This is a genomic window from Pseudomonas sp. EU05-FHT14B02 (assembly GCF_058791055.1).
The window spans coordinates 96,149-122,905 of sequence record NZ_JBYTDD010000003.1; the positions used below are offsets into that span (position 1 = coordinate 96,149).

29 protein-coding genes and 1 tRNA gene are annotated in these 26,757 nt (G+C 58.0%); 24 read left to right on the forward strand and 6 right to left on the reverse strand.

Annotation, left to right across the window (positions count from 1 at the left end):
• Positions 1-152 precede the first annotated feature (152 nt).
• Positions 153-785, forward strand: a complete 633-nt coding sequence (locus AC3WTM_RS04200) for a glutathione S-transferase family protein (RefSeq protein WP_102671167.1) — start codon at positions 153-155, stop codon at positions 783-785.
• Positions 782-1,729 (forward strand): Nudix family hydrolase, encoded by a 948-nt coding sequence (locus tag AC3WTM_RS04205; RefSeq protein WP_492587593.1) that lies wholly within the window; start codon positions 782-784, stop codon positions 1,727-1,729. Before AC3WTM_RS04200 ends, AC3WTM_RS04205 begins: the two co-directional genes overlap by 4 nt.
• Positions 1,730-1,782: 53 nt before the next feature.
• Here AC3WTM_RS04205 and AC3WTM_RS04210 read toward each other — a convergent pair whose 3' ends face one another.
• Genes AC3WTM_RS04210 through AC3WTM_RS04220 form a run of 3 tightly spaced genes read right to left on the reverse strand, consistent with a single transcriptional unit; the run spans position 1,783 to position 5,366 of the window.
• The gene (locus AC3WTM_RS04210) at positions 1,783-2,364 is read right to left on the reverse strand and encodes a cob(I)yrinic acid a,c-diamide adenosyltransferase (RefSeq protein WP_102670367.1); all 582 of its coding nucleotides are present in this window, start codon (positions 2,362-2,364) and stop codon (positions 1,783-1,785) included.
• A gap of 2 nt (positions 2,365-2,366) precedes the next feature.
• Positions 2,367-4,403 carry a sensor histidine kinase gene (locus tag AC3WTM_RS04215; RefSeq protein WP_102670366.1) on the reverse strand — a complete coding sequence of 679 codons (2,037 nt, stop codon included), beginning with the start codon at positions 4,401-4,403 and terminating at the stop codon, positions 2,367-2,369.
• A 45-nt stretch (positions 4,404-4,448) separates the two neighbouring features.
• Entirely contained in the window at positions 4,449-5,366 is a 918-nt protein-coding gene (locus AC3WTM_RS04220; protein WP_102670365.1) for a putative 2-dehydropantoate 2-reductase, read from the reverse strand.
• Positions 5,367-5,501: 135 nt separating this feature from the next.
• Between AC3WTM_RS04220 and AC3WTM_RS04225 the strand changes: the two genes are divergently transcribed.
• Both AC3WTM_RS04225 and AC3WTM_RS04230 read left to right on the forward strand, forming a co-directional pair.
• Positions 5,502-5,987, forward strand: a complete 486-nt coding sequence (locus AC3WTM_RS04225) for a YajQ family cyclic di-GMP-binding protein (protein ID WP_007977344.1) — start codon at positions 5,502-5,504, stop codon at positions 5,985-5,987.
• 137 nt (positions 5,988-6,124) lie between these two features.
• Entirely contained in the window at positions 6,125-6,967 is an 843-nt protein-coding gene (locus AC3WTM_RS04230; protein ID WP_102670364.1) for a mechanosensitive ion channel family protein, read from the forward strand.
• A gap of 143 nt (positions 6,968-7,110) precedes the next feature.
• Here the strand turns inward: AC3WTM_RS04230 and AC3WTM_RS04235 are convergent, their stop codons facing one another.
• Positions 7,111-8,457, reverse strand: a complete 1,347-nt coding sequence (locus tag AC3WTM_RS04235; RefSeq protein ID WP_102670363.1) for an OprD family porin — start codon at positions 8,455-8,457, stop codon at positions 7,111-7,113.
• Between the two features lie 908 nt (positions 8,458-9,365).
• Between AC3WTM_RS04235 and AC3WTM_RS04240 the strand changes: the two genes are divergently transcribed.
• Positions 9,366-9,791: an HIT domain-containing protein gene (locus tag AC3WTM_RS04240; protein WP_102670362.1), complete on the forward strand. Its 426-nt coding sequence runs from the start codon at positions 9,366-9,368 to the stop codon at positions 9,789-9,791.
• Between the two features lie 3 nt (positions 9,792-9,794).
• Positions 9,795-10,001: a SlyX family protein gene (locus AC3WTM_RS04245; protein WP_008052459.1), complete on the forward strand. Its 207-nt coding sequence runs from the start codon at positions 9,795-9,797 to the stop codon at positions 9,999-10,001.
• A gap of 65 nt (positions 10,002-10,066) precedes the next feature.
• Here the strand turns inward: AC3WTM_RS04245 and AC3WTM_RS04250 are convergent, their stop codons facing one another.
• On the reverse strand, positions 10,067-10,669 hold the full coding sequence (locus AC3WTM_RS04250) for a cold-shock protein (RefSeq protein WP_102670361.1): 603 nt from the start codon (positions 10,667-10,669) through the stop codon (positions 10,067-10,069).
• A 511-nt stretch (positions 10,670-11,180) separates the two neighbouring features.
• On the opposite strand from AC3WTM_RS04250, the gene AC3WTM_RS04255 reads away from it, so the two are divergent.
• The 17 genes from AC3WTM_RS04255 (at position 11,181) to AC3WTM_RS04335 (ending at position 24,291) form a co-directional block, all read left to right on the forward strand.
• Positions 11,181-11,516, forward strand: coding sequence for a ribbon-helix-helix domain-containing protein (locus tag AC3WTM_RS04255; RefSeq protein ID WP_102670360.1), 336 nt, complete (start codon positions 11,181-11,183; stop codon positions 11,514-11,516).
• Positions 11,517-11,652: 136 nt separating this feature from the next.
• On the forward strand, positions 11,653-11,874 hold the full coding sequence (locus AC3WTM_RS04260; protein WP_032829812.1) for an FmdB family zinc ribbon protein: 222 nt from the start codon (positions 11,653-11,655) through the stop codon (positions 11,872-11,874).
• A 119-nt stretch (positions 11,875-11,993) separates the two neighbouring features.
• Positions 11,994-13,769, forward strand: coding sequence for an aspartate--tRNA ligase (gene aspS, locus AC3WTM_RS04265; protein ID WP_102670359.1), 1,776 nt, complete (start codon positions 11,994-11,996; stop codon positions 13,767-13,769).
• A gap of 129 nt (positions 13,770-13,898) precedes the next feature.
• Positions 13,899-14,645 (forward strand): YebC/PmpR family DNA-binding transcriptional regulator, encoded by a 747-nt coding sequence (locus AC3WTM_RS04270; RefSeq protein WP_007995641.1) that lies wholly within the window; start codon positions 13,899-13,901, stop codon positions 14,643-14,645.
• A 158-nt stretch (positions 14,646-14,803) separates the two neighbouring features.
• A complete protein-coding gene (ruvC, locus tag AC3WTM_RS04275; protein WP_008015799.1) occupies positions 14,804-15,328 on the forward strand; it encodes a crossover junction endodeoxyribonuclease RuvC in 525 nt (174 codons plus the stop codon).
• A 113-nt stretch (positions 15,329-15,441) separates the two neighbouring features.
• Positions 15,442-16,050, forward strand: coding sequence for a Holliday junction branch migration protein RuvA (gene ruvA / locus AC3WTM_RS04280; protein ID WP_102670358.1), 609 nt, complete (start codon positions 15,442-15,444; stop codon positions 16,048-16,050).
• A complete protein-coding gene (gene ruvB, locus AC3WTM_RS04285) occupies positions 16,051-17,112 on the forward strand; it encodes a Holliday junction branch migration DNA helicase RuvB (RefSeq protein WP_102670357.1) in 1,062 nt (353 codons plus the stop codon).
• Positions 17,113-17,239: 127 nt separating this feature from the next.
• Positions 17,240-17,707, forward strand: a complete 468-nt coding sequence (ybgC, locus tag AC3WTM_RS04290; RefSeq protein ID WP_102670356.1) for a tol-pal system-associated acyl-CoA thioesterase — start codon at positions 17,240-17,242, stop codon at positions 17,705-17,707.
• Positions 17,697-18,392 (forward strand): protein TolQ, encoded by a 696-nt coding sequence (gene tolQ / locus AC3WTM_RS04295; protein ID WP_008052448.1) that lies wholly within the window; start codon positions 17,697-17,699, stop codon positions 18,390-18,392. Before ybgC ends, tolQ begins: the two co-directional genes overlap by 11 nt.
• Before the next feature lie 23 nt (positions 18,393-18,415).
• Entirely contained in the window at positions 18,416-18,868 is a 453-nt protein-coding gene (gene tolR, locus AC3WTM_RS04300; RefSeq protein ID WP_162130368.1) for a protein TolR, read from the forward strand.
• Positions 18,868-19,947, forward strand: coding sequence for a cell envelope integrity protein TolA (tolA, locus tag AC3WTM_RS04305; RefSeq protein WP_102670355.1), 1,080 nt, complete (start codon positions 18,868-18,870; stop codon positions 19,945-19,947). Before tolR ends, tolA begins: the two co-directional genes overlap by 1 nt.
• A gap of 17 nt (positions 19,948-19,964) precedes the next feature.
• On the forward strand, positions 19,965-21,254 hold the full coding sequence (tolB, locus tag AC3WTM_RS04310) for a Tol-Pal system beta propeller repeat protein TolB (RefSeq protein WP_173677951.1): 1,290 nt from the start codon (positions 19,965-19,967) through the stop codon (positions 21,252-21,254).
• Positions 21,255-21,306: 52 nt separating this feature from the next.
• On the forward strand, positions 21,307-21,804 hold the full coding sequence (pal, locus tag AC3WTM_RS04315; protein WP_003178634.1) for a peptidoglycan-associated lipoprotein Pal: 498 nt from the start codon (positions 21,307-21,309) through the stop codon (positions 21,802-21,804).
• A gap of 6 nt (positions 21,805-21,810) precedes the next feature.
• The gene (gene ybgF / locus AC3WTM_RS04320; protein ID WP_102670353.1) at positions 21,811-22,644 is read left to right on the forward strand and encodes a tol-pal system protein YbgF; all 834 of its coding nucleotides are present in this window, start codon (positions 21,811-21,813) and stop codon (positions 22,642-22,644) included.
• Positions 22,645-22,810: 166 nt separating this feature from the next.
• On the forward strand, positions 22,811-23,458 hold the full coding sequence (gene queE / locus AC3WTM_RS04325) for a 7-carboxy-7-deazaguanine synthase QueE (protein ID WP_053155342.1): 648 nt from the start codon (positions 22,811-22,813) through the stop codon (positions 23,456-23,458).
• Between the two features lies 1 nt (position 23,459).
• Positions 23,460-24,152, forward strand: a complete 693-nt coding sequence (queC, locus tag AC3WTM_RS04330; protein ID WP_090457445.1) for a 7-cyano-7-deazaguanine synthase QueC — start codon at positions 23,460-23,462, stop codon at positions 24,150-24,152.
• Positions 24,153-24,215: 63 nt separating this feature from the next.
• Positions 24,216-24,291 (forward strand) — tRNA-Lys (locus AC3WTM_RS04335).
• Between the two features lie 98 nt (positions 24,292-24,389).
• On the opposite strand, the gene AC3WTM_RS04340 is transcribed toward AC3WTM_RS04335, so the two are convergent.
• Positions 24,390-25,346, reverse strand: a complete 957-nt coding sequence (locus AC3WTM_RS04340) for an alpha/beta fold hydrolase (protein WP_102670352.1) — start codon at positions 25,344-25,346, stop codon at positions 24,390-24,392.
• 352 nt (positions 25,347-25,698) lie between these two features.
• Here AC3WTM_RS04340 and nadA point away from each other — a divergent pair, with 352 nt between their 5' ends.
• Complete coding sequence (gene nadA, locus AC3WTM_RS04345; RefSeq protein WP_007995624.1) at positions 25,699-26,757, forward strand: quinolinate synthase NadA; 1,059 nt, start codon at positions 25,699-25,701, stop codon at positions 26,755-26,757.

Consider the following 26,757-nt stretch of genomic DNA (forward strand, 5'->3'; position numbering starts at 1 on the left):
ATCCGATCGCGGGCAAGCCCGCTCCCACAGGCTCAGTGGCGTACACAGGTGTTGTGTTCAGCGCGGTCACTGTGGGAGCGGGCTTGCCCGCGATGACGGACGACAGGACGCTAAAGATTTTGGCCTGTCCACCTCATCAAAAGGTCCCGAACATGAGCCTGCACCTGATCATCGGCGACAAACTGCTTTCTTCCTGGTCCCTGCGCGGGGCCCTGGCTCTGGATCTGACCGGCGCCTCCTACACTGAAGAACTGATCAAGCTGAATCAGCCGGACACCCGTGAGCGTCTGCTCAAGCATTCGCCGACCGGCAAGGTCCCGCTGTTGAAAACCGAACACGGTACCATCGCCGACTCCCTGGCGATTGCGGAATACCTGGCAGAACAGTTTCCCGATGCGAACCTGTGGCCCAAAGACACCGCCGCACGTGCCCAGGCGCGTTCGGCGTGCGCGCAGATGCACAGTGGCTTTTTCGCCATGCGTGGCAACATGCCGTTCGACCTGAGCCATGACGTCCCTTTGTCACCGGTTCCGGCTGACGTTCAGGCCGATATCGAACGCATGTCGGCGCTGTGGGCGGAGTGCCGTGCTGTCGCGACAGAAACCGGACCGTACCTGTTTGGTCGTATCAGTCTGGCGGATGTGTTCTTTGCACCCATCGCCGTGCGCCTGCGCACCTATCGGGTGAAACTCTCCGCGGCTGATGAAGCCTATGTTCAAACCCTCTACCAATGGCCAGCGTTCAAGGCCTGGCAGAAGGCCGGACTGGAGGAAATAGAGCGGTGAAACGAGTTCATGTAGCCGCCGCCGTTATCCGTGATAACTACGGCAAGATCCTTATCGCCCGCCGTGCCGATACCCAGCACCAGGGTGGCCTGTGGGAGTTTCCCGGGGGCAAGGTCGAGGCCGACGAGTCGGTCGAAACCGCACTGGCCCGCGAACTCCATGAGGAACTGGGCATCGTGGTCGGCGCGGCACGCCCGCTGATCAAGGTCCGGCACGATTATCCAGACAAGCAGGTGTTGCTGGATGTCTGGGAAGTCTCGGCGTTTAGCGGCGAGCCCCACGGTGCCGAGGGACAGCCGCTGGCCTGGGTGACACCCCGCGACCTGTCGGACTATGAGTTCCCTGAAGCCAACCGGCCGATCGTCGCGGCCGCACGGTTACCCGAGCAGTACTTGATCACCCCGGAAGACTTGGAAACCCCCGCGTTGCTGCGTGGTATTCAGAAGGCCATTGCCGGCGGCGTCAAGCTGATCCAGTTGCGTGCACCGAACGGCTACGACCCGAAATACCGCGACCTGGCAGTGGATGCTGTGGGGCTGTGTGCCGGCAAGGCGCAATTGATGATCAAGGGGCCATTCGAATGGCTGGGCGACTTCCCGTCCGCCGGTTGGCACATTACCGCGGCGCAACTGCGCAAATACGCAGCGGCTGGCCGACCGCTACCGGCATCGCGCTGGCTGGCGGCGTCTTGCCATAACGCTGAAGAGCTAGCGCTGGCCGAACAGATGGGGGTGGATTTCGTGACCCTGTCGCCGGTTCAACCGACCCTGACTCACCCTGGCGCCGAGCCGTTGGGTTGGGAGCAGGCATCGAGCCTGATCGAGGGCTTCAGCAAACCGGTGTTCCTGCTCGGTGGTGTAGGTCCATCGGAGGTCGGGAAAGCCTGGGCTGCGGGGGCGCAGGGGGTGGCGGGGATTCGGGCGTTTTGGCCTGATTCCCAGTGATGCAAATGACTTCATCGCGAGCAAGCTCGCGATGAAGTCCTGACAGGCGCCGATTAAACCTCGGGTTTCGCCGCAGGCTGCCAAAGTATCTCCGCTACTCCCTGACGCTTGGCAATCAGCCGCGCCACCACAAACAACAAATCCGATAACCGATTGATGTACGCCAGGCCAACCCCGGTCAGCGGTTCAATCGCGTTGAGCTGCTGACACCGCCGTTCTGCGCTGCGCGCCAGGCTGCGACAGACATGGGCCTGGGCAATCAGCGTCGAGCCGCCGGGCAAGATGAAGTTTTTCAGCGGCCCCAGCTCTTCATTCCACAGATCGATCGCCGCTTCCAGTCGTTCGATTTCTGATGCATTCAACGCCTGATACACCGGCATCGCCAGTTCGCCACCCAGATCAAATAACCGATGCTGGCAGGGGGCCAATACCTCGATCACTTCGTTCAAGTCTGGAAACTGACCTGTTTGCGCTGCCAGCCCGGCCAGCAACACGCCCACCTGGCTGTTCAGCGTATCGACTTCGCCAATGGCCTCGATCCGCGGGTGATCCTTGGGTACGCGACGACCATCGCCCAGCCCGGTCTCGCCTTTGTCGCCAGTGCGGGTGTAAATCTTCGACAAACGAAAGCCCATGGTTACCTCGATAGCAGATTGAGTTGTTGCGAGACAGGTGGCGTGCTCGCAAGGGGCAGGCGCAAAGTGAAGCAGGTGCCTTGGCCAAGCGTCGATTGCACTTCCATCTGCCCTTTGTGGTTATTGGTAATGATGAAGTACGACACCGACAGGCCAAGCCCGGTGCCCTGGCCGATTTCCTTGGTGGTGAAGAATGGTTCGAAGGTCCGTTTACGCACGCTTTCGCTCATGCCGATGCCGTTGTCCTCGACCTGAATTTCCGCCCATGGCGGATTGAGCCTGGTGCGCAGAATGATCCGTCCAGGTTCGCTGTCGTCTTCGCGCTGGTGGATGGCTTGCGCGGCGTTTTTCAACAGGTTGAGCAGCACTTGCTCCAGTTCGTTGGCGGTACCGGGGACCGGTCCCAGCGCGGGATCGAACTGACGAATGATGGCCTGGCCCTTGAAGTCGAAGCCGATCGCCAGGTCGAAATCGTTACCGGCGATCTCCACCGCCTGGTCGATCAGGGCGGGCAGGTCGCAGGGGGCCATCTGGCGGGTGCTGCGACGACTGAAGCTGAGCATGTGGGTGACGATTTTCGCCGCTCGGGCACCTGCCTGCTGGATGCCGTCGAGCAACTGTGGCACCTCGCGAATTTGCAGGTACTGGTTGACCGTCGCCAGTTCGATGCCGGCCTGTTCAGCCACTTCGAGGTTCTTCGGCAAATCGGGTGACAGGCGCCGACGAATGTTTTGCACGTTGTGCAGGATCGCGCCCAGCGGGTTGTTGATCTCGTGGGCCATGCCGGCGGCCAGCCCCCCCACCGAAAGCATTTTCTCCGACTGCACCATCATCTCTTCCAGGGACAGGCGCTGGGTGATGTCGTCGATCCGGATTACCACGCCACGCCCCGCACCGCCCATCAGCGGGTAGAAAGTCAGGGCGTAGTGGCGGGGCTCATCGTCCTTGAGCCAGGTGACACGTTCGATCTTGGCCACCGTATGCTGCTCGACCGTTTCCTTGAGTTGCGGCAAGAAAGGCTTGAGCGGTTCGAAGGCGAGGAAGATAGGCTGGTTCAGGGCTTCATCGAGACGCGTGCCGGACAAGGCACTGGCCTCCTGGTTCCATTGCGTCACGTAGAGCTGTTCGTCGAGTGCGATCAGCGCCGACGGCATGGAGTCGATGATGCTATTGAGGTAGTTCTGGAAACCGGTGAGCTTTTTCTCGATCTTGCTGCGCACCTGGACTTCGAGCTCCAGTTTGCGGTTGGTATGGCGGGTTTCCTCTGCCAGACCCTGGGCCTGGTCGTAGGCCGCCTGGGAGTCGTCCCTGGCCCGCTTGAGTTGCTGCTCCCTGGCCTCGATCCGCGAAAGCATCGTATTGAACGCTTCGGCGAGGCTGCCTATTTCATCGTGGTTTCCGCGCGAAGCACGCAGCGCATAGTTTTCTTCACGGGTTACCTGCCGGGACAATTCCTCGAGTTGGTGGATCGGCCGGGTAATCAAGCGCTTGATCTGGCGGGCAATGATCAGCCACAGCAGCACGCTGAAGATCAGAATTCCCAGGCTGGCCGTCAGGGTCCCGGTGTAGAACGCCACTGGCAGTTCGCTCGTGGCCACCAACAGTAGGTGCCCTGGTGCCGCACCGGTGCGGGGCAGGGGGATGACCTGGTTGGTACGAAACTCGGTGGCCTGCCAGTCTTCTATATGCCGGAAACGCTTCGGCAGCTCCAGGTTGTCGCCATGCTGCAATTGAGCCAATCGCTCACCCTTTCCGTCATACAGGGCCGCCGCGCGCAACGGCGAATAGCTGTTGAGTTCATTGAGCAGACGCTCGGCGCTTTGCGGTGACGCCAGGGCTTCGGAGGCCAGGCTCGGGTTGGATATCAGGCGGCCGATGGTCTGCAGAGCCTGGGGCGCCATGCTTTCCTGGGAGATGTAGTAGGCGGCACTGATGAAGGTCAGGTTGGCAACCAGCAGGACGGTGACCATCAGTACCAGCAGGGCGGCCAGCAGTTTCTGGCCGACGGGCAGGTTTTCAAGGCGCTGGCGCAATGGCATCGGATTCATCGCAGACAAGGAACAAGTGGCCAGCGTAGCCGCTGCTCAGTCGCTGGGCAATCCAAGGCTTTGCAGGCGAGCGATCAACCTTGCCTCAAGTTGATTGAGGTGAGGCAGGTTCAGTTGATGACGCCCGGCCACTTTGCAGGCGTAACCCAGCAGGTAGCTGATTTCCGTGCGGCGCTGGCTCGTGACGTCCTGATGCATCGAGGAGTAGTTGGCTGCGGTGGCGTGAATCACTCGTTCGACTTCCTGCTGCAGGTTTTCGGCGGCTGCCGGCTGACCACAGCGCTCAAGCAATTCCGCCAGTTCGCCGCACAGGGTAGCGACCTCACATTGATGTTGCTGCAAACCGCCGTTGCGGCAATCGTGCAGTACCGTCAGCGGATTGATCGCACAGTTGAGGGCGAGTTTGCGCCACAGCCTGGTCAGAATCTCCGTGCTCCACTCGTGGGGAATGCCGGCAGCGCTCAGGTCATCAAGCCAGATCGGCGCCACTGGATGGTTCGCATCCCCCAGCCAGGTGAAACCATGCCCGGCAAACACCACGCGCCAATCGCCATCGCGGAAGGCACCTTCTGTGCTCGAGGCATAAATGCATCGTGCCTGAGGAACCTGTGCGGCTACCGCGTCCTGACTGCCCAGACCATTTTGCAGCAGGATCAGTTCGGCGCCTGGGGCCAGGCGTGGCGCCAATCGAGCTACCGCACTTTCGGTATCGTAGGCTTTGCACGCCACCAGCAGGCGGTGGATCGGTTGGTTGCTGTCGGCCGTTTCGGCGGGCACGGCATAGTGTTGCGCCTCGCCGTGCTCTACCAATGTCAATCCACCGGCCGTCTCATAGGCCTGCAGTCTCGCAGTGTCCCGCAGGATCAGCCTGACCGGCACTCCAGCCCGTGCCAGACGTGTCGCCCATAAAGTGCCGAGGCTGCCGACACCCAGAATATGCCAGGTGGTGGGCATCAGCTTTTTGCTCTGTTTAAGGCGTGCATCGGCAGCTCACAGTGAATGATGGGAAAGACCCGTTATAATCAGCGCGGATTTTAACCGCAAGCCAGGCGTGCTCCATCAGTACGCCTTTAAATTTGGAGAGATTACATGCCGTCGTTCGACGTGGTATCCGAACTGGACAAACACGAAGTCACCAACGCGGTCGAGAACGCCGTCAAGGAACTCGATCGTCGTTATGACCTGAAAGGCAAAGGCAGCTTCGAGTTCAAGGAAAAAGACCTGACCGTCAACCTGACCGCCGAGGCGGATTTCCAGCTCGAAGCAATGATTGAGATCCTCAAGCTGGCGCTGGTCAAGCGCAAAATCGACGTGCAGTGCCTTGAAGTCAAGGACGCGTTCGCTTCGGGCAAGCTGATGAAGCAGGAAGCCGTCCTCAAGGAAGGTATCGACAAGGAGCTGGCGAAGAAAATCGTCGCTCACGTCAAAGACGCCAAGCTCAAGGTTCAGGCTGCCATTCAGGGTGAGCAGGTACGTATTACCGGCAAAAAACGTGATGACCTGCAGGAAGCCATTGCAGTGCTGCGGGCCAAGGAATTCGGTATGCCGCTGCAGTTCAACAACTTCCGCGACTGACCTGAAAAGCGGGAACCTCTTGGCATTTTCGACGTCGGAGGCCCAGGCAACGGCAGAAACGATTGAGCTCGTCACGATTCAATCTTTCTGCCGCTTTTTTTTACGCATGCCGGATAGCCGGAAAATGGAGTAAGCAGATGGACTTAAATGCTGAGGTAGACAATCTGGTCAAGGTATCCCAAACCTGGATCCCGATGATCATGGAATACGGCAGTCGTGTACTGCTGGCGGTCATCACTCTGGCCATCGGCTGGTGGCTGATCAACAAAGTCACAAAAAAGCTCGGCGGCCTGATTGCATTGCGTAATGCCGACCTGGCACTGCAAGGTTTCATTAGCAGCCTGGCGAACATCATTCTCAAGATCCTGCTGATCGTCAGCGTGGCCTCGATGATCGGTGTGGAAACCACTTCGTTTGTGGCGGCGATTGGTGCGGCAGGCCTGGCCATTGGCCTGGCCTTGCAGGGCAGTCTGGCGAACTTCGCCGGTGGCGTGCTGATTTTGCTGTTCCGTCCGTTTCGCATCGGTGACTGGATCGAGGCTCAGGGTATCGCCGGTACTGTCGACAGCATCCAGATTTTCCATACCGTACTGCGTACTGGTGACAACAAGACCATCATCGTGCCGAATGGCAATCTGTCGAATGGCATCATCACTAACACAAACCGTCAGCCGACTCGTAAAGTCGTGTTTGATGTAGGCGTTGATTACGAAGCGGACCTTCAGAAAGCTCGTGAAGTTTTACTGGAATTGGCCAGGGACCCGCGAGTATTGACAGATCCGGAACCACAGGCAGTTGTTTCGACCCTGGGTGACAGTTCTATCACGCTTTCGCTTCGTGTCTGGGTAAAGACTGCCGATTACTGGGATGTGTTGTTCATGTTCAACGAACTATCCCGTGATCGCCTGAGAGAGGCCGGCATCGATATTCCATTTCCACAGCGGGTTATTCGTGTGGTTCAGGAATCTGCGGTGCAGTGACAGGTCATTAGAACAATGTCTGACTCTTTGGTCAGGCATGTTCTGTAAGGGGCAGGTCGTTAAAGCAGTCAAGCGACGGCCAACAAAAAGGCCCATCCGAAGATGGGCCTTTTGTTTTGTTACCGCAAACTAACTGGATGCGATTACAAAACCGACAGCGGGTAGTCGACGATGAAACGGAACTCTTTCACGTCGCCTTCGCCTTGGTCGGCGTTAGCGAAGTGCCATGCCTGACGAATACGGAAGGACAGGTCTTTTGCCGGGCCAGTCTGAACAACGTACTTGGCTTCGAAGTTGGTTTCGTTGTGCTTGCCATCTGCACCGTACAGACCAGCGTAAGCGCTGTTGGCTGGAGTGTTGGTACCGTCGATGTCCCAACCTTTAACGTAACGGGTCATGAAGCTCAGACCTGGAACGCCGTACTCGGCCATTTTCAGGTCGTAACGAACCTGGGCAGACTTCTCGTTCGGAGCGTTGAAGTCAGAGTACTGGATGGAGTTGGCGAGGAAGATCGAGTCGCCGCCGCGGTTGTTCTTGCCAATACCGATGTAGTCGAACGGAGTGTCACCGTTGACCTTCTGGAAGCCCAGGGTAATGGTGTGTGCTTTCAGGAACGAGAAAGCAGCCGCCAGGGAGAACGTGGTGTTGCTGATATCGCCGACTTTGGCATCGCCAGTGTCTTTGGTGTTGTAGATGTTACCGTCCAGGTTCAGCGACTCGGTGTCGGTGAACGGGATGGTGTAGTTCAGGTTGGCGTAGTACTGGTTCCAGATGTCTTCCAGCTTGGCGCCGTACAGCGATGCGCTCAGGTTGTCGGTGAAACCGTACTTGCCGCCGAAGTAGTCGATCTTGTTGGCGGAAACGCCGGCGTAGTTTGCAAACAGGTCGCCGTCACGGGCGTTTTTGTCCTGGCTGCTACCCGAGTAGAAGTGACCGGCCTCGAGGTCAAGGTCTTTGATCTCGCTGCTCTGCAGTTGGATACCGCTAGCAGTTTGCGGCAGGATACGGGAGCCGCCCACAGCGAACACTGGGGAAGTGCTTGGCTGCATGTCGCCGACTTTCAGCTCGGTTTTGGAAACGCGGAATTTAACGGCGCCACCGGCTTTACCCTGGCTGTCGTTGACATCGCGAGAACCGTTGGCGTTAACGGTGTCGCTACGGCTCATGTTGCCGCTACCGCTAGTGCCGTCACCACCGTCCAGCTTGATTGCCAGGTAGCCGTACGCATCAACGCCGACACCGATCAGGCCTTGGGTGTAACCGGAGCTGTAGTTAGCCCAGATGCCCTGGGTCCAGTCTTTCTGGTCACGGCCACCGTCTTTGTTATCACGGTTGAAGTAGTAGTTGCGAACCAGCAAGTTCAGCGAGCTGTCTTCAACAAAACCTTTGGCTTCAGCCTGGTCACTTACGAAAGGGGCGGCCGTAGCCAATTGGGTACTGGCTGCTGCTGCAACTGCCAGTGCGATCATGCTCCACTTCATCACGCGCATCGTGATTTGCTCCTTTGGTTTTAGAAGAGTACTGCCGTCCCACCTGTTTTATTATCTGGGCGGCTCTTTCTTTTTGTGTCGGCGCAAACTTATATCACGCCGACAATGTTGGCGATACTTGCGCATCTAACCTTTCGCCTTCTTTACGACCCTGTCGCAAACAGCGTGGTAGATGTCGCAAATTTCCAGCTCCGACGCAACCGGGCGGACAACTTTAATGCTGTTTTTTGCGCCTTGTCGTCGGTAAAAAGAGTCCTGGTGAAACGTTTGAATCTCCATCGGGCTACCTTGCCGCTGTTTTTTTTTGCCTGAGTGCCTCCGCTTCCGGCGGGTGCGACTCGGGCGATGTTGGGTATGAATGCAACAAGTGTGCACAAAATCGTCTTTTTTTCGATTTTTTTCTAGTTAGCTGTCAGATGCTGTAAAAACCTCATAAAACCGGGGGTTCAAGCGCTTTTAGTTTGGGCTTGACGCCTTGCCTGACATCATGTTTCGACCTTCTGGTCGACAGTCTGGCAATCAAAAATGTTACCGGTTCACCCCATCACTGAGTAAATGGCGGATGTCGAAGCGTTCAGCGTAGACCCACTGTGCGGTTTTGGTGCAAAAAATTTTAGCCCTGTACTGAATTCATCTCTGTCGGTCGCTTGCCTGAAGCGAACTTTTCCTTGTCGATCAGTCATTTCGGCGTTTGTTGCCAGTTGTTCGGTTCTGTAAAGGTGCGTGGCAGCGAAAATTGTCCCATTCGGGGGCGGCTGTCAGCTTTTCACTAACGCTCGTGGCTTCGATGCAAGGTTCGCCGTGAAGCCAGCGCCGTTCGCAGGTATGCTGCCGTCCGGTCGCTTGGTGCGCTGTCCCTCTGGATGGGCGCTAAGCTGAAAAATGATGGCCCGGCGGGAGTACGCGCAGTGTTCACTTTAGATCCACGACTTCAACAAGACACGTTACCGATCGGGGACTTTCCGCTCTGCCGGTTGCTGCTGTCCAACGATTCGAACTATCCCTGGTTCATCCTGGTACCTCGTCGCGAGGCTATCAGCGAGATATTTCAGTTGGATGTCGTAGAGCAGCAACAGCTTTGGCAGGAAACAACAGTGCTGTCGCAAGTGCTCAAGGATGCGTTCGATGCGGACAAGTTGAATGTGGCGGCGCTGGGCAATGTCGTGAGTCAGTTGCACATGCATGTGATAGTGCGCAAGCGCGAAGATGCCGCCTGGCCAGCGCCGGTTTGGGGTAAACATCCGGCGAAACCCTACAGTTCGGAGAAGATCGCCGCGATTCGCGAACGTTTGCGCTTGATTTTGACCGATGAATTTACGTTTCTGGAGGGCTGAAGCATGAGCCTGGAAGAGCGCGTTACCGAGCTTGAAAGCCGTCTGGCGTTTCAGGATGACACCATCCAGGCGTTGAATGATGTGCTGGTGGCGCAGCAGCGGGTGGTGGAACGCCTGCAGTTGCAAATGGCCGCGCTGCTCAAGCGGCAGGAGGAAATGGTCGGGCAGTTCGAGTCGTTCGAAGAAGAAGCGCCGCCACCGCACTATTAAGAGCGTCGCAGGCATGAAAAAAACCGCGGACAGCTAGGCTGTTCGCGGTTTTTTTTAGCCTTGAATCAGCGGCGCGGCAGTGCGGCGATCACATCTTCGGCTTGCAGGCCCTTGTCACGATTCATGACGGAGAACTCCACGCGCTGGCCTTCGACCAGGACACGGTGGCCTTCGCCGCGAATGGCCCGGAAGTGGACGAAGATATCGTCACCGGAGTCGCGGGAGATAAAGCCGAAGCCTTTGGATGTGTTGAACCACTTGACGGTGCCGGTATCGCGGTTGCTCATGTCGTAGCTTGGCGAGGCGGTCGCTGGTGACGACTTGTAGAAGCTGATGCCCAGGTGCAGGGTGACGGCGATCAGGGTAGCGACCAGGCTGAACAGTACGGCGGGTTGACCGGCGATGACAGGCATCGGTGCGATCAGCGTCAGGGTCTGCAGGACCACGCTCAGAACCAGCAGGGCGCTGACCAGGTTTTGCAGTTGGTGACGCGGGCCTTTGTTCCAGTAAGGGATGACAGGCGCAAGTGTGAGGTTGAGCAGGCCGAAAAAGGCCAGGTACAGCGCGTCGGGTTGTTGCAGGTAAGGTAAGGCTTCGGATTGCAGGCTAGGGATGAAGGACAGCAGCAAGGCCGCTGCGCCTATCAACAGATGGACGATTTTCAACATTTTGATTAACTCACGTTAAGACAGCTCACAAGGAAGAGCTGATGGCGCACGGTTCGCTTCAAGATAATAAAGAGGCGTTGGACACGTACCCGGTATCAGCCTATGCGCCGAGCCCGGTAAAAATGGGCGCTGGCGACACGCTGTCTATTTAACAGCAAAGCCGCAGGCTACTCAAATCAGCGCGTCCGGCGGCACTTTTTGGGGGATTTGCCACGGGTTGCCCTAAGTTCCGGAGCTGAGGCACAGCGGCGGGTTTTGCCAGTCGCCTTGAAGTGTTTTTCGCGCTCTTCTTTCCTACGCCATTTCATAAGATGCTTCTGAAGGGAGTATCGCTTCGCTGCGTGGGAAAATGTCCGGAGTAGGACGCTCTCCAGGGTCTGCCAAAAGTTGTTGGCTTATCCTACGTCGAAGATCATAAAGTCGGCTGGAAAATACCTTTGCACCTGCGCTTTTATAAGTCGACAGACAGTTGCGCTTAAAGAAACCAGGATGGCAAAGGAGTGTCAGCGTTATGGTTTATGAAAGGCAGGAAGAGGGGCGATACGGTTCGCACAAGGATGTAAAGGTTGATCCGTTTGTTCGCGAGTTCGATATGGGGCTCGCCCAGCCCTTGTCCCGCTCCGTACGATTGAATGGCTTTGCCACCTGTTTGCGGCTCGAGCAGGTGTATTGGGATATTTTGGGGGAGATGGCCCGGGTCAATGGTTGCTCGGTCAACAACCTGTTGTCTCATGTGGATCGCGAAGTTCACTTGCGTCACGGCGGGGTAAGGAACTTCAGTGGATTGGTGCGGGTTGTCTGTGTCGTGCACAGTCTCAAGGAAGGGGGTTGCTTCGCCACGGCCTAGTCTGGGCGGCGAAAACAGCAGAGTGTCGGTCTGTGCAGTCTTACGGCTGCACAGGCCGCATTTAATGGATATAATCCCGCTCTTTGCCGCAAAACCCTGTGTGTGCGGTAGCAATCTGATCGCCGAGACAACCTCCATGCCGATGTACGATTATCAATGTGCTTCCTGTGGTCATCAGTTGGAAGCCATTCAAAAGATCAGCGATGCACCGCTGGTCGACTGCCCTGCCTGTCAGGCGCCAGAGCTTAAAAAATTGCTGTCCATGCCGGGCTTCCGCCTCAGCGGCACGGGTTGGTACGAAACCGATTTCAAGACCGGTTCCAAGAAGAACCTGGCCGGCGGCGACAAAGCTGACTAAGGTCTGGAACCTGAGCTGAACGACACGCGTGCTCCTGCATCACCCGACGACTTTTTTAAAGGCGGGGCTGCTGTAGGATCTCCACCGAATTTCGAATTACGAGAAGTGAAACCACGACCATGATGCGCAGCCATTATTGCGGCCAACTGAACGAAAGCCTGGACGGCCAGGAAATTACCCTTTGCGGATGGGTCCACCGTCGCCGTGACCACGGTGGGGTGATTTTCCTCGATATCCGTGATCGTGATGGTCTGGCCCAGGTCGTGTTCGATCCGGACCGTGCTGAAACCTTCGCCGCTGCCGATCGGGTGCGCAGCGAATACGTCGTGAAGATCACCGGCAAGGTCCGCCTGCGTCCGGCCGGCGCGACCAACGCCAACATGGCGTCGGGCATGATCGAAGTCCTGGGCTACGAACTGGAAGTGCTGAACGAGTCGGAAACCCCGCCGTTCCCGCTGAACGAGTTCTCTGACGTCGGCGAAGAAACCCGCCTGCGCTATCGCTTCCTCGACCTGCGTCGCCCGGAAATGGCCGAGAAGCTGCGTCTGCGCTCGCGCATGACCACAAGCATCCGCCGCTTCCTGGACGAGAACGGCTTCCTCGACGTCGAGACGCCGATCCTGACTCGTGCCACCCCGGAAGGCGCACGCGACTACCTGGTGCCGAGCCGTACTCATGCCGGTTCGTTCTTCGCCTTGCCGCAATCGCCGCAGCTGTTCAAGCAACTGCTGATGGTGGCCGGCTTCGACCGTTACTACCAGATCGCCAAGTGCTTCCGTGACGAAGACCTGCGTGCCGACCGTCAGCCGGAATTCACCCAGATCGACATCGAGACCAGCTTCCTCGATGAAAAAGAGATCATGGGCCTGACCGAGCAAATGATCCGCAACCTGTTCAAGGAAGTGCTGGGCCTGGAATTCGGCGAGTTCCCGCACATGACCTTCGAAGAAGCCATGCGCCGCTACGGTTCCGACAAGCCAGACCTGCGTAACCCGCTGGAACTGGTGGACGTGGCCGATCAGCTCAAGGAAGTTGACTTCAAGGTGTTCAGCGGCCCGGCCAACGACCCGAAATGCCGTATCGCCGCCTTGCGTGTTCCAGGCGGGGCAAGCATGCCGCGCAAGCAGATCGACGACTACACCAAGTTTGTCGGTATCTACGGTGCCAAGGGTCTGGCGTACATCAAGGTCAACGAGCGTGCCAAGGGCGTCGAAGGCCTGCAGTCGCCAATCGTGAAGAACATTCCTGAAGCCAACCTCAATGTGATCCTCGATCGCGTCGGTGCGGTTGACGGCGACATCGTGTTCTTCGGCGCCGACAAGGCGAAGATCGTCAGCGAAGCCCTGGGCGCGCTGCGGATCAAGCTTGGCCACGACCTGGACCTGCTGACCTGCAAGTGGGCACCAATGTGGGTCGTCGACTTCCCGATGTTCGAAGAGAACGACGACGGCAGCTTCACCGCCTTGCACCACCCGTTCACCGCACCGAAGTGCACCCCGCAAGAGCTGGAAGCCAACCCGGCTGGCGCTCTGTCCCGTGCCTACGACATGGTGTTGAACGGTACCGAGCTGGGTGGTGGTTCGATCCGTATCCACCGTAAAGAGATGCAGCAGTCGGTGTTCCGTCTGTTGGGCATCAACGAAGCGGAACAGGAAGAGAAATTCGGCTTCCTGCTCGATGCCCTGAAATACGGCGCACCACCGCACGGTGGCCTGGCCTTCGGTCTGGACCGTCTGGTCATGCTGATGACCGGCGCCCAGTCGATCCGTGAAGTGATCGCCTTCCCGAAAACCCAGAGCGCGGCGGATGTCATGACTCAGGCGCCGGGCCAGGTGGATGCCAAGGCATTGCGCGAACTGCACATTCGTCTGCGTGAAACGCCTAAGGCCGAGTAAGGCTGAACTGAAGGGCGCATCTTTGGATGCGCCCTTTCCTTTATAGGCAGAGCAGTTCAAGATTTTTGTTTGCCGGCCGGCGCAATGCAGTGCGGCGGGCAATGTTTCAAAGAGAATTCGGAGCGAGTTATGGCAGGTCATTCCAAGTGGGCGAACATCAAGCACCGCAAAGAACGTCAGGATGCCAAGAGGGGCAAGATCTTCACCAAGTGGATTCGTGAGCTGACCGTCGCTGCCCGTCAGGGTGGCGGTGATCCAGGCTCCAATCCGCGTCTGCGCCTGGCCCTGGACAAGGCCCTGGGTGCGAACATGAGCCGCGACATCATCGATCGTGCCGTCGCCCGCGGAACCGGCGCTGCCGACACGGACGACGTGGTCGAACTGACCTACGAAGGTTACGGTCCGGGCGGCGTGGCGGTGATGGTCGAATGCATGACCGACAACCGTAATCGCACCGCGGCCGCTGTTCGTCACGCGTTCAGCAAGTGCGGCGGTAACCTGGGGACAGACGGTTCGGTGGCCTATCTGTTCGAGCGCAAGGGGCAGATCTCCTTCGCTGCCGGCGTTGACGAAGATGCACTGATGGAAGCCGCCATGGAAGCCGACGCCGATGACGTGGTGACCAACGAAGACGGTTCGATCGATGTTTTCACCTCGTTTGCCGGGTTCTATTCCGTGCGTAACGCACTGGAAGCGGCGGGCTTCAAAGGTGACGACGCGGAAATCGTCATGTTGCCGACCACCAGCGCCGAGCTCGACCTGGAAGGTGCGGAGAAGGTTCTCAAGCTGATCGACATGCTCGAAGACCTGGATGACGTGCAAAACGTCTATTCCAACGCGGAAATTCCGGAGTCGGTGGCCGCGCAGCTCGGTTGAGAGTGGCGTCTTTGTAGGAGCGAGCTTGCTCGCGATAAACCTGAGAGCGACGCTGATTTCAAACGTTGCGTTATCGTTAAGGTCCATCGCGAGCGAGCTCGCTCCTACAGCGTGCGGTGTCATGGCCGACGCGTTATTTCAATTTATCCGCAGGCGTTATGACTTTAATTCTTGGTATCGACCCCGGTTCGCGCATCACCGGTTACGGTGTGGTTCGCGATACCGGCCGTGGCTGTGAGTACGTCGCCTCCGGTTGTATACGCACCGGTGCCGGCGAGCTGCATGAGCGACTGCAGATTGTCTACCGCGGGGTGCGGGAGATCATTCAGACTTACCACCCGGTGACCATGGGGATCGAGAAGGTGTTCATGGCCCGTAACGCCGATTCCGCCCTGAAACTGGGGCAGGCCCGTGGTGCCGCGATCGTGGCGGGAGCCGAGGAAAGCCTGGAAATTGCCGAATACACTGCAACCCAGGTCAAGCAGGCGGTCGTCGGTACCGGTGCGGCCAACAAGGAACAGGTGCAGATGATGGTCATGCACATGCTCAAACTCACCAGCAAGCCGCAGATCGATGCTTCGGATGCCCTGGCCATTGCCATCTGCCACGCTCATACCCGCTCCAGTCTGTTACCCCATGGTCTGGGAGCTGCACGCAGTCGTGGCGGGCGCCTGCGTCTCTGATAGCATCAGCAATCATTTTCATGGAGTGAGGGCATTCCGCCTGTGTTGTCGGCGGTATTCCTTGCTCTGTCAGTCGCTGGCCATGAGCTGGCCAACGCTCAAGGATTTGTAACGTGATTGGACGTTTGCGCGGCACCCTGGCTGAGAAGCAGCCTCCCCATCTGATCCTGGATGTAAATGGCCTGGGCTATGAACTTGAAGTGCCCATGACGACCCTTTACCGCTTGCCGTCGGTCGGTGAGCCGCTAACCTTGCACACGCATTTGGTCGTGCGCGAAGACGCACAGTTACTCTATGGTTTTGTCGGCAAGCGTGAGCGCGATTTTTTTCGTGAATTGATCCGCCTAAATGGCGTCGGACCGAAACTGGCCCTGGCCTTGATGTCGAGCCTGGAAGTCGACGAACTGGTTCGTTGTGTACAGTCACAGGACACTTCGGCGCTGACCAAGGTCCCGGGCGTCGGCAAGAAAACCGCCGAGCGTTTGCTGGTAGAACTCAAGGATCGCTTCAAGGCCTGGGAAACCGTACCGGCCATGTTCGCCCTTGTGCCGAACCAGCCGGATGGTCCGGCCCCGGTGAGCACTGCCGAGACTGACGCTGTCAGTGCCTTGATTTCCCTGGGCTACAAGCCCCAGGAAGCGAGCAAGGCGGTGTCTGCGATCAAGGAGAAAGATTTGAGCAGTGAAGATATGATCCGCCGCGCCTTGAAGGGAATGATCTAAGTGATTGAAGCTGATCGTCTGATCGCTGCCACGCACAGCCCGCGTGAGCGCGAAGAAGTCCAGGACCGAGCCATCCGCCCGGTCAGTCTGGCCGAGTACATTGGCCAACCGACCGTTCGCGAGCAGATGGAATTGTTCATTCAGGCTGCGCGCGGTCGTAATGAATCCCTGGATCACACGCTGATCTTCGGGCCGCCCGGCCTGGGCAAGACCACCCTCGCCAACATCATCGCCCAGGAAATGGGCGTGTCGATCAAGAGCACCTCGGGGCCGGTGCTGGAGCGCCCCGGTGACCTGGCGGCGCTGTTGACCAACCTTGAACCCCACGATGTGCTGTTTATCGACGAGATCCATCGCCTGTCGCCTATCGTTGAAGAGGTGCTGTACCCGGCCATGGAGGATTTTCAGCTCGACATCATGATCGGCGAAGGTCCGGCCGCGCGTTCGATCAAGCTGGATCTGCCACCGTTCACCCTTGTCGGCGCAACGACGCGGGCGGGGATGCTCACCAACCCGTTGCGTGACCGTTTTGGCATCGTTCAGCGTCTTGAGTTCTACAACAACGCCGACTTGTCGACGATTGTCAGTCGCTCGGCGAGCATCCTCGGTTTGCCGCTGGACCCGGAAGGCGCCTTCGAAATCGCCCGCCGTGCCCGTGGCACGCCACGGATCGCCAACAGGCTGCTGCGCCGGGTGCGCGATTTCGCCGAAGTTCGGGCCAAGGGGCATATCACCAAGCCGATTGCCGACCTGGCGCTGAACCTGCTGGACGTCGACGAGCGTGGCCTCGATCACCAGGACCGACGTCTGTTGTTGACCATGATCGAGAAGTTCGACGGCGGGCCAGTCGGGGTCGACAGCCTGGCCGCCGCCATCAGTGAAGAGCGTCACACCATCGAAGACGTGCTGGAGCCTTACCTGATCCAGCAGGGTTACATCATGCGCACGCCTCGGGGGCGGGTGGTGACGCGGCATGCCTACCTGCATTTCGGCTTAAACATTCCGTCACGATTGGGCGAAATGCCCGTGGTAGACGAGTTTCTTGAAGCCGCTGACGATTAATTAACATTGCGTGCTGATTTTTTCGGGCAATGTAGGGTCCCAGGACCGTACTTTCACGTGAAAGCCGCAGAACAATGAAAAACAGTTGCCATGCCGGATTGGCAACCTGAGGAGTAAGCACTAGAGTATGCGCGCGCAAAACGGGCTTGAGCCTTTCGTACATCGTTGTCGCGTTTATTACGAGGACACCGATGCGGGCGGCATCGTGTATTACGTTAATTACCTCAAGTTTATGGAACGGGCTCGAACCGAGCGGCTACGAGATCTGGGCTTTGCCCAATCGCAGCTGGCAGGGGAGGACCTGTTGTTCGTCGTGCATTCCAGCGAAGCGCGCTACCACGCGCCGGCGCGACTGGACGACGAGCTGCTGGTAAGCGCTGAAGTAATCGAATTGAACCGTGCCAGTCTGCGCTTCAAGCAGCAGGTCAGGCGGGCAGCGGATAATGCACTGCTCTGCGAAGGGCAGTTTCTGGTGGCCTGTGTGCGCACTGAAAGTTTAAAACCCCGGGCCATTCCCGAAGCTCTACGAGCGGCCTTTGCCGACGTAAGCGGCGCGGGTACACACTCAAAGCAGGAGATAAAGCGTGGAAGCTAACGTCGTCGACCATTCCTCCATGTGGAGCCTGGTCAGCAATGCCAGTATCGTGGTGCAACTGGTAATGCTGACCCTGGTAGCCGCATCGGTGACCTCGTGGATCATGATCTTTCAGCGCAGCAACCTGCTGCGCGCCGGTCGACGTGCCCTGGAGAGCTTTGAAGAGCGCTTCTGGTCGGGTATCGACCTGTCCAAGCTGTACCGTCAGGCTGGCAGCAATCCAGACCCTGATTCGGGTGTCGAGCAAATCTTCCGTGCTGGTTTCAAGGAGTTCTCCCGTCTGCGTCAGCAGTCAGGCGTTGATCCGGAAGCGGTCATGGAAGGCGTGGCCCGAGCCATGCGCGTCGCCATTTCCCGCGAAGAAGAAAAGCTCGAGCAGAGCCTGCCCTTCCTGGCCACTGTTGGTTCCGTCAGCCCGTACATCGGTCTGTTCGGCACCGTCTGGGGGATCATGAACTCCTTCCGTGGCCTGGCAACCGCCCAGCAAGCGACCCTGGCCACTGTGGCCCCGGGTATCGCCGAAGCTCTGATCGCCACGGCCATCGGTCTGTTCGCCGCGATCCCTGCCGTTATCGCTTACAACCGTTTTGCCGCTCGCAGCGAAACGCTGATCAGCCGTTACTACACCTTCGCCGATGAGTTTCAGGCGATCCTGCACCGCAAAGTGCACACCAGCGAAGAATAAGCAGGTAATTACCAATGGCTTTAATCGCTCGAGCGCGAAACAAGCGCAAGCCGGTTGCCGAGATGAACGTGGTGCCTTACATCGACGTGATGCTGGTACTGCTGGTCATTTTCATGGTGACGGCGCCGATGCTCAATCAGGGCGTGAAAGTTGATCTGCCCAAGGTTTCCAGCGAAGCCTTGCCGCAGGACAACAACACTCAGGTCCTGACCATTTCGATCAAGTCCGACAAGACCTACTACTGGAACCTTGGCAGCGAAGTCGACACCGAGAAGCAGCAGGATCGTGCCATGACCCTGCCGCAGATGACTGACGCGGTGACCAAGATCATTCGCGTCGGCAACGAAGGCGGCAAGCGTACCCAGGTCTTCATTCGCGGCGACAAGAGTGTCGATTACGGCTCCGTCATGGGCGCCATGGGCGGGTTGCAGAAAGCCGGGGTCGGTAATGTTGGCTTGATTACCGAGGCGCCCTGATGCAGCAACAGCGAGAGCCGTCCGCCTCGGAAAGCTACTTCTGGCCTAGTGTCTGGGCGATTGGCTTGCACGTGCTGGTCTTCGGCATGCTGTTCGTCAGTTTTGCCTTTACCCCGGAACTGCCGCCGGCCAAGCCGATTGTCCAGGCGACCTTGTACCAGCTGAAATCGAAAAGTCGGGCGACCACCCAGACTAATCAGAAGATTGCCGGTGAAGCGCAGAAATCTGCTGCGCGTCAGACCGAAGTCGAGCAGATGGAACAGAAAAAGGTCGAGCAGGAAGCGGTGAAGGCTGCGGAACAAAAGAAAGAAGAGGCTGCTCAAAAGGCCGAAGAAGCCAAGAAGGCCGACGAGGCGAAGAAAGCGGACGAGGCGAAAAAGGCTGATGAAGCCAAGAAAGCCGACGAAGCGAAGAAAACCGCGGAAGCCAAGAAGGCAGAAGAGAAACAATTGGCTGATATAGCCAAGAAGAAAGCCGAAGAAGAAGCCAAGAAAGCTGCGGAAGAAGAGGCCAAGAAAGCGGCCGCTGAAGAAGCCAAGAAAAAGATCGTCGAAGACGCGAAGAAGAAAGCCGCGGAAGACGCCAAGAAGAAAGCTGAAGCTGAAGAGGCGAAGAAGAAAGTCGCCGAGGAAGCGAAGAAGAAAGCTGCTGCCGATGCTGCGAAGAAGAAATCGCAGGATGCGGCGCGTAAATCCGCCGAAGACAAAAAGGCCCAGGCCCTGGCAGATTTGCTTTCAGACACGCCGCAGCGTCAGCAGGCCTTGGCCGATGAGCAGGGCGATGAAGTTGCCGGCAGTTTCGATGACCTGATTCGTGCGCGTGCAGCGGAAGGCTGGGCTCGTCCACCTTCGGCACGCAAAGGCATGACGGTCGTGTTGCAAATTGGCATGTTGCCGGACGGTACGGTGACTTCAGTCAGCGTGTCCAAGTCCAGTGGCGACGGTCCGTTTGACGCATCGGCTGTAGCGGCGGTGAAGAATATTGGACGTTTGACAGAAATGCAGGGAATGAAGCCGAGTGATTTCGCTCCGTATCGTTCATTCAAGATGACATTCACACCTGAGGATCTAGCCTTGTGAGAAACCTTCTTCGAGGAATGCTGGTCGTTATCTGCTGCATGGCAGGGATGGCGATGGCAGATGAGAAAAACATTCTGGTTACCAGCGGCAGCGATCGGGCGACCCCGATTGCAGTCGTGCCGTTCGGCTTCCAGGGCGGTAGCGTGCTGCCGGACGACATGGCGGAAATCATCGGTAACGACCTGCGCAACTCGGGTTACTACTCGCCGCTTCCAAAGCAGAACATGATCAGCCAGCCGAGCCAGGCCAGCGAAATCATCTTCCGTGACTTCAAGGCACTGGGCGCCCAGTATGTCATGGTCGGCAGCATCGTTCCGGCGGGCGGTCGCCTGCAGGTGCAATACGCACTGTTCAACGTGGCCACCGAGCAGCAAGTGCTGACCGGCAGCGTGTCCGGCGGCGTCGATCAGTTGCGCGACATGGCGCACTACATCTCCGACCAGTCGTTCGAAAAACTCACGGGTATCAAGGGTGCCTTCTCGACTCGCCTGCTGTACGTAACGGCCGAGCGTTTCTCCGAGAACAACACTCGCTACACCCTGCAACGTTCGGACTACGACGGTGCTCGCGCCGTGACCCTGCTGCAGTCGCGCGAGCCGATCCTGTCGCCGCGTTTCGCACCGGATGGCAAGCGCATCGCTTATGTCTCCTTCGAGCAGAAGCGTCCACGCATCTTCATGCAGAACATCGACACCGGTCGCCGTGAGCAGATCACCAACTTCGAAGGCCTGAACGGTGCGCCAGCCTGGTCGCCGGATGGCAATCGCCTGGCATTCGTACTGTCGAAAGACGGTAACCCGGACATCTATGTGATGAACCTGGGTTCGCGTCAGATCAGTCGCGTCACCAACGGTCCCGGCATCAACACCGAACCGTTCTGGGGCAAGGATGGCTCGACCATCTACTTCACTTCCGACCGTGGCGGCAAACCGCAGATCTACAAGACCAGTGCCGGTGGTGGTGGTGGTGGTGGTGCCGAGCGCGTGACTTTCGTCGGTAACTACAACGCCAACCCTAAACTGTCGGCCGATGAAAAGACGCTTGTCATGATTCACCGTCAGGATGGCTTCACCAATTTCAAAGTGGCGGCCCAGGATTTGCAGCGCGGTAGTGTAAAAATCCTCACTGATAGCACTCTGGACGAGTCGCCTACTGTCGCGCCCAACGGCACCATGGTAATCTACGCCACCCGCCAGCAGGGCCGGGGAGTCTTGATGCTCGTGTCCATCAATGGACGCGTAAGGCTCCCGCTTCCTACCGCACAAGGCGAAGTCAGAGAACCTTCCTGGTCCCCTTACCTGAACTGACGCGGCGCTATACGTTGTACTTAACACACTGGGGTTCATTAGGAGTTTCACGATGGAAATGCTGAAGTTTGGTAAATTTGCTGCGCTGGCACTGGCCATGGCTGTAGCTGTAGGTTGCTCGTCCAAAGGCGGCGACAATGCCGGTGAAGGCGCGGTAGATCCAAACGCTGGTTACGGCGCAAACACTGGTGCAGTTGACGGCTCCCTGAGCGAAGAAGCTGCTCTGCGCGCTATCACTACTTTCTACTTCGAATACGACAGCTCGGACCTGAAGCCAGAAGCCATGCGCGCTCTGGACGTTCACGCCAAAGACCTGAAAGCAAACGGCGCTCGCGTTGTTCTGGAAGGCAACACCGACGAACGTGGTACTCGTGAGTACAACATGGCACTGGGCGAGCGTCGTGCGAAAGCCGTTCAGCGCTACCTGGTACTGCAAGGTGTTTCCCCAGCTCAGCTGGAACTGGTTTCCTACGGCGAAGAGCGTCCAGTTGCTACCGGCAACGACGAGCAGTCCTGGGCTCAAAACCGTCGCGTCGAACTGCGTAAGTAATTCGTCATGCGAACGTGCCGTCGTGCTGTAACTGTTCTGGCTCTCAGTCTCGCGCCGCTTGCGGCGTGGGCTGCGGTTCCTGTGGTCGATAACGACTCCGGCTATAACAATAGCGGGAGCAGTTATCCGCCTGCAGGTTACGGTACGAACGGCGCCTATGCCGGGGGAGGGGTTTCGGCCCCTGTCTCGGCACAGGGCGAGCTGTTCAACCAACTGCAATCAATGCAGCAACAGATCGAGCGCCAGCAAGGTGCGATTGAAGTTCTGCAAAATGATGTAGCGCGCATGAAGCAGGAAAACCTGGAGCGATATCAGGATCTTGATCGGCGCATAGGAACCGGCGTTGCACCAGCCGCGACTCCTGAAAATTCTTCCACCGGTGGCGATTTGAACGCCCCCGGTGCAGCAGCAGGTGCAGGGGCAGCTGCCGCCCAGGCACCGGCCGCAGGTAGCGAGCCGGCGGATCCGGCGAAGGAAAAGCTCTACTACGATGCTGCCTTCGACCTGATCAAAGCCAAGGATTTCGACAAGGCCAGTCAGGCTTTTGCCGCATTCCTGCGCAAATACCCGAACAGCCAGTACGCGGGCAACGCCCAATACTGGTTGGGTGAAGTGAACCTGGCCAAAGGCGATCTGCAAGGCGCAGGTCAGGCATTTGCCAAGGTTTCGCAGTTGTATCCCAAGCACGCCAAAGTGCCGGACTCGCTATACAAGCTTGCTGATGTAGAGCGTCGCTTGGGGCATACCGACCGAGTTAAAGGCATTCTGCAGCAGGTGGTTTCCCAATATCCGGGCACTTCCGCCGCTCAGTTGGCCCAGCGCGATCTGCAAAAAATGTAAGCCTGCTTGACCCGTTTCAAAGAAACCCGCGCTTGTCGCGGGTTTTTTCGTTAGAATTCACGCCCTTTTTATGAAATACGCTTTTGGGGGCCTGCGCTTTGCCGGGGTTCCTTCAAGTGCCTGACGGAGGCGGACAGCCTGTTTAGCTGTTACGCCCGTGGCGACTATGCAAGACACATTGAGAATCACCGAAGTTTTCTACTCGTTGCAGGGTGAAACGCGGACTGCTGGCCTGCCCACTGTTTTTGTGCGCCTGACCGGTTGCCCTCTGCGTTGCCAATACTGCGACAGCGCCTACGCGTTCACCGGCGGGACCATTCGCACGCTCGACGACATCCTCGAGCAGGTCGCAGGGTTTCGCCCGCGTTACGTCTGCGTCACGGGCGGCGAGCCCCTGGCACAGCCCAACGCCATTCCCTTGCTCAAGCGCTTGTGTGACGCCGGTTACGAAGTGTCACTGGAAACCAGTGGCTCCATCGATATCTCGGCAGTAGATTCCCGGGTCAGTCGCGTTGTCGACCTGAAAACCCCGGGTTCGAAGGAAGCGCACCGCAACCGCTACGAAAACATTGAGCTGCTCACGCCCAACGATCAGGTGAAGTTTGTCATCTGTTCGCGAGAGGACTATGACTGGTCTGTTTCCAAGCTGATCCAGTACGGTCTGGACCGGCGTGCCGGTGAAGTCCTGTTCTCGCCAAGTCACCATGATCTCAATGCCCGGGATCTGGCGGACTGGGTGGTGGCGGACAACCTGCCAGTGCGCTTGCAATTGCAACTGCATAAATATCTATGGAATGACGAGCCGGGGCGCTGAAATGACTGAACAACTCAATACTGCTGAAAAACGTGCGGTCATCCTGCTGTCCGGTGGCCTGGACTCGGCGACCGTCGTGGCCATGGCGCGCGCCGAAGGCTACAGCTGCTACACCATGAGCTTCGACTACGGCCAGCGCTCTCACGCCGAACTGTACGCTGCCGAGCGTGTGGCGCGGGACCTGGGTGTGGTCGAGCACAAGGTGATCGGCCTGAACCTGAACGGCATGGGCGGCTCGGCCCTGACCGACAGCAGCATCGATATTCCAGAGGAGCTCGGTGAAGGCATTCCCGTGACTTACGTGCCTGCGCGTAACACGGTGTTCCTGTCCCTGGCCTTGGGCTGGGCAGAAGTACTCGGCGCACGGGACATCTTCATCGGCGTCAACGCCGTGGATTACTCCGGTTACCCGGACTGCCGTCCCGAGTTCATCGAGTCGTTCGAGCGCATGGCCAACCTGGCAACCAAAGCCGGCGTTGAAGGCAATGGCTTCCGCATTCAGGCACCGCTGCAAAACCTCAGCAAGGCGCAGATCGTCCAGGCGGGCGTGAAGCTTGGCGTGAACTACGGGCTGACCGTTTCCTGCTATCAGGCCGATGATGAAGGCCGTGCGTGCGGCAAGTGCGACAGCTGCCGACTGCGTGCGGAAGGCTTTGCAGCGGCCGGAATCAGCGATCCAACTCCTTATTTTTGATTTATTTCAAAATAGGTGTTGAATAGTCCTTAAAAATCAGTATTATACGCGCCACCACACAGCGGGTCGTTAGCTCAGTTGGTAGAGCAGTTGGCTTTTAACCAATTGGTCGTAGGTTCGAATCCCACACGACCCACCATTTTTGGCGGTTTAGAAAATCCGGAAGGCCCACGAAAGTGAGGATTTCCGGGTTTTTTTTTGCCCGCAAGAAAGTGCCCTTGCCACCGCTGCATTGGGCTAGTCCCTCTTTGCAATGAAGGCGTCTAATGCTTGAAGCGTCTCGGCTGGGCGTTCGACCATCGGCAGGTGGTTGCACCCTTCAAGGATGACCGAGTCGTTCGCTGAACTGGCAGGAAGACCGTTGCGCAACGTGTCCAGCGCCGAGACATCAATCACTTTATCCTCGCGACACCAGATACCGAGTACCGGCATGTTCAATTTTGTCAGCCGGTGGTCGAGGGCGAGCCATTGCGAAGAGGGGCGAATCTGCACCAGGGCGGATTCGATAAACGCTCGCTGTGCGCGGTTGGCAAGGACTGCTTCCTGCACTTGTCGGTCAGACATCTGTGGAGGGTTCAGATAGACGAGGCGGGCAGTGCGTTCGACGCCTGCACGATCGTCGTAGATAAACGGATTTCCTCCAGCATTCAATTCCCGCATGAAGTCATTGTCTTTGAAGCTCAACCCCAGTGCGCCTACCAATACCAGCCGGCTGACGTGCTGCGGTTGATCGGCTGCATACACGCCAGCGATGGCTCCACCCATTGAATGCCCGATGAGGGTGATGTTCTCGGCTTCGAGCGCCAGGATAAAGTCATGGAGCCGAGTCGCTTGCGCCTCGATGTCGTAGTTGGAATGGTCATTGTCAGTGGAGGCTCCCCAGCCCGGGAGGTCGGGGATGATGACGTGGAAACGCGAACTCAATGCCTTGCCCGGTTCGAACCAGACTTGCTTGCTTGATGAAAAACCGTGGATCAGGATCACCGTTGGCCCCTGCCGCTCGCTTTCGTAATACGACCAGGTGCTGTTGCCTGCCTGGATGAGGCGCGCGCAGAGGGGTGGGGTTTCACAATGCCGGGTTGTCGCGGCTGGATTCAGGTTAGCGCCCGCCAGGACGAGTGTTGAAGGCACCAGCCATGCCGTGAGCAGCAAGGTTGAGGCGGTCATGATTGTGATCAGGCATTGGATCGACATGTGTTCAGTCCTTTGGTTGTTCCAGTTTCGGTTGGGCGGTTTCCTTTAATCGGCGTCACCCTTCTATCCGCCCTTGCGCAGGTTAGTGGCAAAGCCATTCAGGTTTTGTGCGATAACTGCAACGGCAAATGTTTTTCCCGAAGGATCAAGGCCATAGGCCTTGTTTCAGGGCGCGTCTATTCATCACCCTGGTCAGAATCATCTTTTGCATCCGTCGGATATTCTGTAGCCTTGCGCAGCTTCAACGCTGTCCGTGCCTGATCAATACTCACTTTCCCGGCGGTACCCCGAAGGGTCCGGAGCCGGGTGTATACTCGACTTTCGCGCGAATGCGCCTGCAGGTCTTGCGAACATGACGCAAATTTCCGAACGCCTTCTGGTTCAAGCCCACCTCGACGCCAAGCAGCCCAAGCCGCTGACTGCCGATGAAGAGGCTTATTACCGTGCTGCCATCGCTGCCGAGCTCAAGGCTCAGGACGCGGTGCTGGTGGCCCACTTCTATTGTGACCCTGTCATTCAGGCGCTGGCCGAAGAGACGGGCGGTTGTGTTTCCGACTCGCTGGAAATGGCCCGATTCGGCAACGCCCATCCGGCCAAGACCGTGGTCGTCGCCGGCGTGAAGTTCATGGGTGAGACTGCCAAGATCCTCAACCCGGAAAAACGCGTGCTGATGCCGACGCTCGAAGCGACCTGTTCGCTCGACCTGGGTTGCCCTGTGGACGAATTTTCCGCGTTCTGCGATCAACATCCGGAGCGCACGGTGGTGGTGTACGCCAACACTTCCGCTGCGGTAAAAGCCCGAGCGGATTGGGTTGTGACGTCAAGCTGTGCGCTGGAAATCGTTGAAAGCCTGATGGACAACGGCGAGACCATCATCTGGGGCCCGGACAAGCACCTGGGAACCTACATTCAGCGCCAGACCGGTGCCGACATGCTGCTGTGGGACGGTGCCTGCATCGTTCACGAAGAGTTCAAGTCCAAACAGCTTGAAGACATGAAGGCGCTGTACCCGGATGCGGCAATTCTGGTGCACCCGGAATCGCCGACTTCGGTGATCGAGCTGGCGGACGCCGTGGGTTCCACCAGTCAGTTGATCGCGGCGGCACAGAGCCTGCCGAACAAGACGCTGATCGTTGCGACCGACCGCGGCATTTTCTACAAGATGCAGCAGTTGTGCCCGGACAAGGTCTTTATCGAAGCCCCAACAGCGGGTAACGGCGCGGCGTGCCGCAGTTGTGCACATTGCCCGTGGATGGCCATGAACACCCTTGAGCGCACGCTCAAGGCGTTGAAGGAAGGGGCGAACGAGATCTTTGTCGATCCGGCACTGATTCCGCAGGCGATTCGGCCGCTCAAGCGCATGCTTGATTTCACCCAGGCGGCGCGGATGAAGCTGGCCGGTAACGCCTGA

What these genes read in the sequence shown, in the direction of transcription:
- AC3WTM_RS04200 (WP_102671167.1), top strand. Translation starts at nt 153, where the DNA reads ATGAGCCTGCACCTGATCATCGGCGACAAACTGCTTTCTTCCTGGTCC.
- AC3WTM_RS04210 (WP_102670367.1), bottom strand. Translation starts at nt 2,364, where the DNA reads ATGGGCTTTCGTTTGTCGAAGATTTACACCCGCACTGGCGACAAAGGC.
- AC3WTM_RS04215 (WP_102670366.1), bottom strand. Translation starts at nt 4,403, where the DNA reads ATGCCATTGCGCCAGCGCCTTGAAAACCTGCCCGTCGGCCAGAAACTG.
- AC3WTM_RS04220 (WP_102670365.1), bottom strand. Translation starts at nt 5,366, where the DNA reads ATGCCCACCACCTGGCATATTCTGGGTGTCGGCAGCCTCGGCACTTTA.
- AC3WTM_RS04225 (WP_007977344.1), top strand. Translation starts at nt 5,502, where the DNA reads ATGCCGTCGTTCGACGTGGTATCCGAACTGGACAAACACGAAGTCACC.
- AC3WTM_RS04230 (WP_102670364.1), top strand. Translation starts at nt 6,125, where the DNA reads ATGGACTTAAATGCTGAGGTAGACAATCTGGTCAAGGTATCCCAAACC.
- AC3WTM_RS04235 (WP_102670363.1), bottom strand. Translation starts at nt 8,457, where the DNA reads ATGCGCGTGATGAAGTGGAGCATGATCGCACTGGCAGTTGCAGCAGCA.
- AC3WTM_RS04245 (WP_008052459.1), top strand. Translation starts at nt 9,795, where the DNA reads ATGAGCCTGGAAGAGCGCGTTACCGAGCTTGAAAGCCGTCTGGCGTTT.
- AC3WTM_RS04250 (WP_102670361.1), bottom strand. Translation starts at nt 10,669, where the DNA reads ATGTTGAAAATCGTCCATCTGTTGATAGGCGCAGCGGCCTTGCTGCTG.
- AC3WTM_RS04255 (WP_102670360.1), top strand. Translation starts at nt 11,181, where the DNA reads ATGGTTTATGAAAGGCAGGAAGAGGGGCGATACGGTTCGCACAAGGAT.
- AC3WTM_RS04260 (WP_032829812.1), top strand. Translation starts at nt 11,653, where the DNA reads ATGCCGATGTACGATTATCAATGTGCTTCCTGTGGTCATCAGTTGGAA.
- aspS (WP_102670359.1), top strand. Translation starts at nt 11,994, where the DNA reads ATGATGCGCAGCCATTATTGCGGCCAACTGAACGAAAGCCTGGACGGC.
- AC3WTM_RS04270 (WP_007995641.1), top strand. Translation starts at nt 13,899, where the DNA reads ATGGCAGGTCATTCCAAGTGGGCGAACATCAAGCACCGCAAAGAACGT.
- ruvC (WP_008015799.1), top strand. Translation starts at nt 14,804, where the DNA reads ATGACTTTAATTCTTGGTATCGACCCCGGTTCGCGCATCACCGGTTAC.
- ybgC (WP_102670356.1), top strand. Translation starts at nt 17,240, where the DNA reads ATGCGCGCGCAAAACGGGCTTGAGCCTTTCGTACATCGTTGTCGCGTT.
- tolA (WP_102670355.1), top strand. Translation starts at nt 18,868, where the DNA reads ATGCAGCAACAGCGAGAGCCGTCCGCCTCGGAAAGCTACTTCTGGCCT.
- tolB (WP_173677951.1), top strand. Translation starts at nt 19,965, where the DNA reads ATGCTGGTCGTTATCTGCTGCATGGCAGGGATGGCGATGGCAGATGAG.
- pal (WP_003178634.1), top strand. Translation starts at nt 21,307, where the DNA reads ATGGAAATGCTGAAGTTTGGTAAATTTGCTGCGCTGGCACTGGCCATG.
- ybgF (WP_102670353.1), top strand. Translation starts at nt 21,811, where the DNA reads ATGCGAACGTGCCGTCGTGCTGTAACTGTTCTGGCTCTCAGTCTCGCG.
- queE (WP_053155342.1), top strand. Translation starts at nt 22,811, where the DNA reads ATGCAAGACACATTGAGAATCACCGAAGTTTTCTACTCGTTGCAGGGT.
- queC (WP_090457445.1), top strand. Translation starts at nt 23,460, where the DNA reads ATGACTGAACAACTCAATACTGCTGAAAAACGTGCGGTCATCCTGCTG.
- AC3WTM_RS04340 (WP_102670352.1), bottom strand. Translation starts at nt 25,346, where the DNA reads ATGTCGATCCAATGCCTGATCACAATCATGACCGCCTCAACCTTGCTG.
- nadA (WP_007995624.1), top strand. Translation starts at nt 25,699, where the DNA reads ATGACGCAAATTTCCGAACGCCTTCTGGTTCAAGCCCACCTCGACGCC.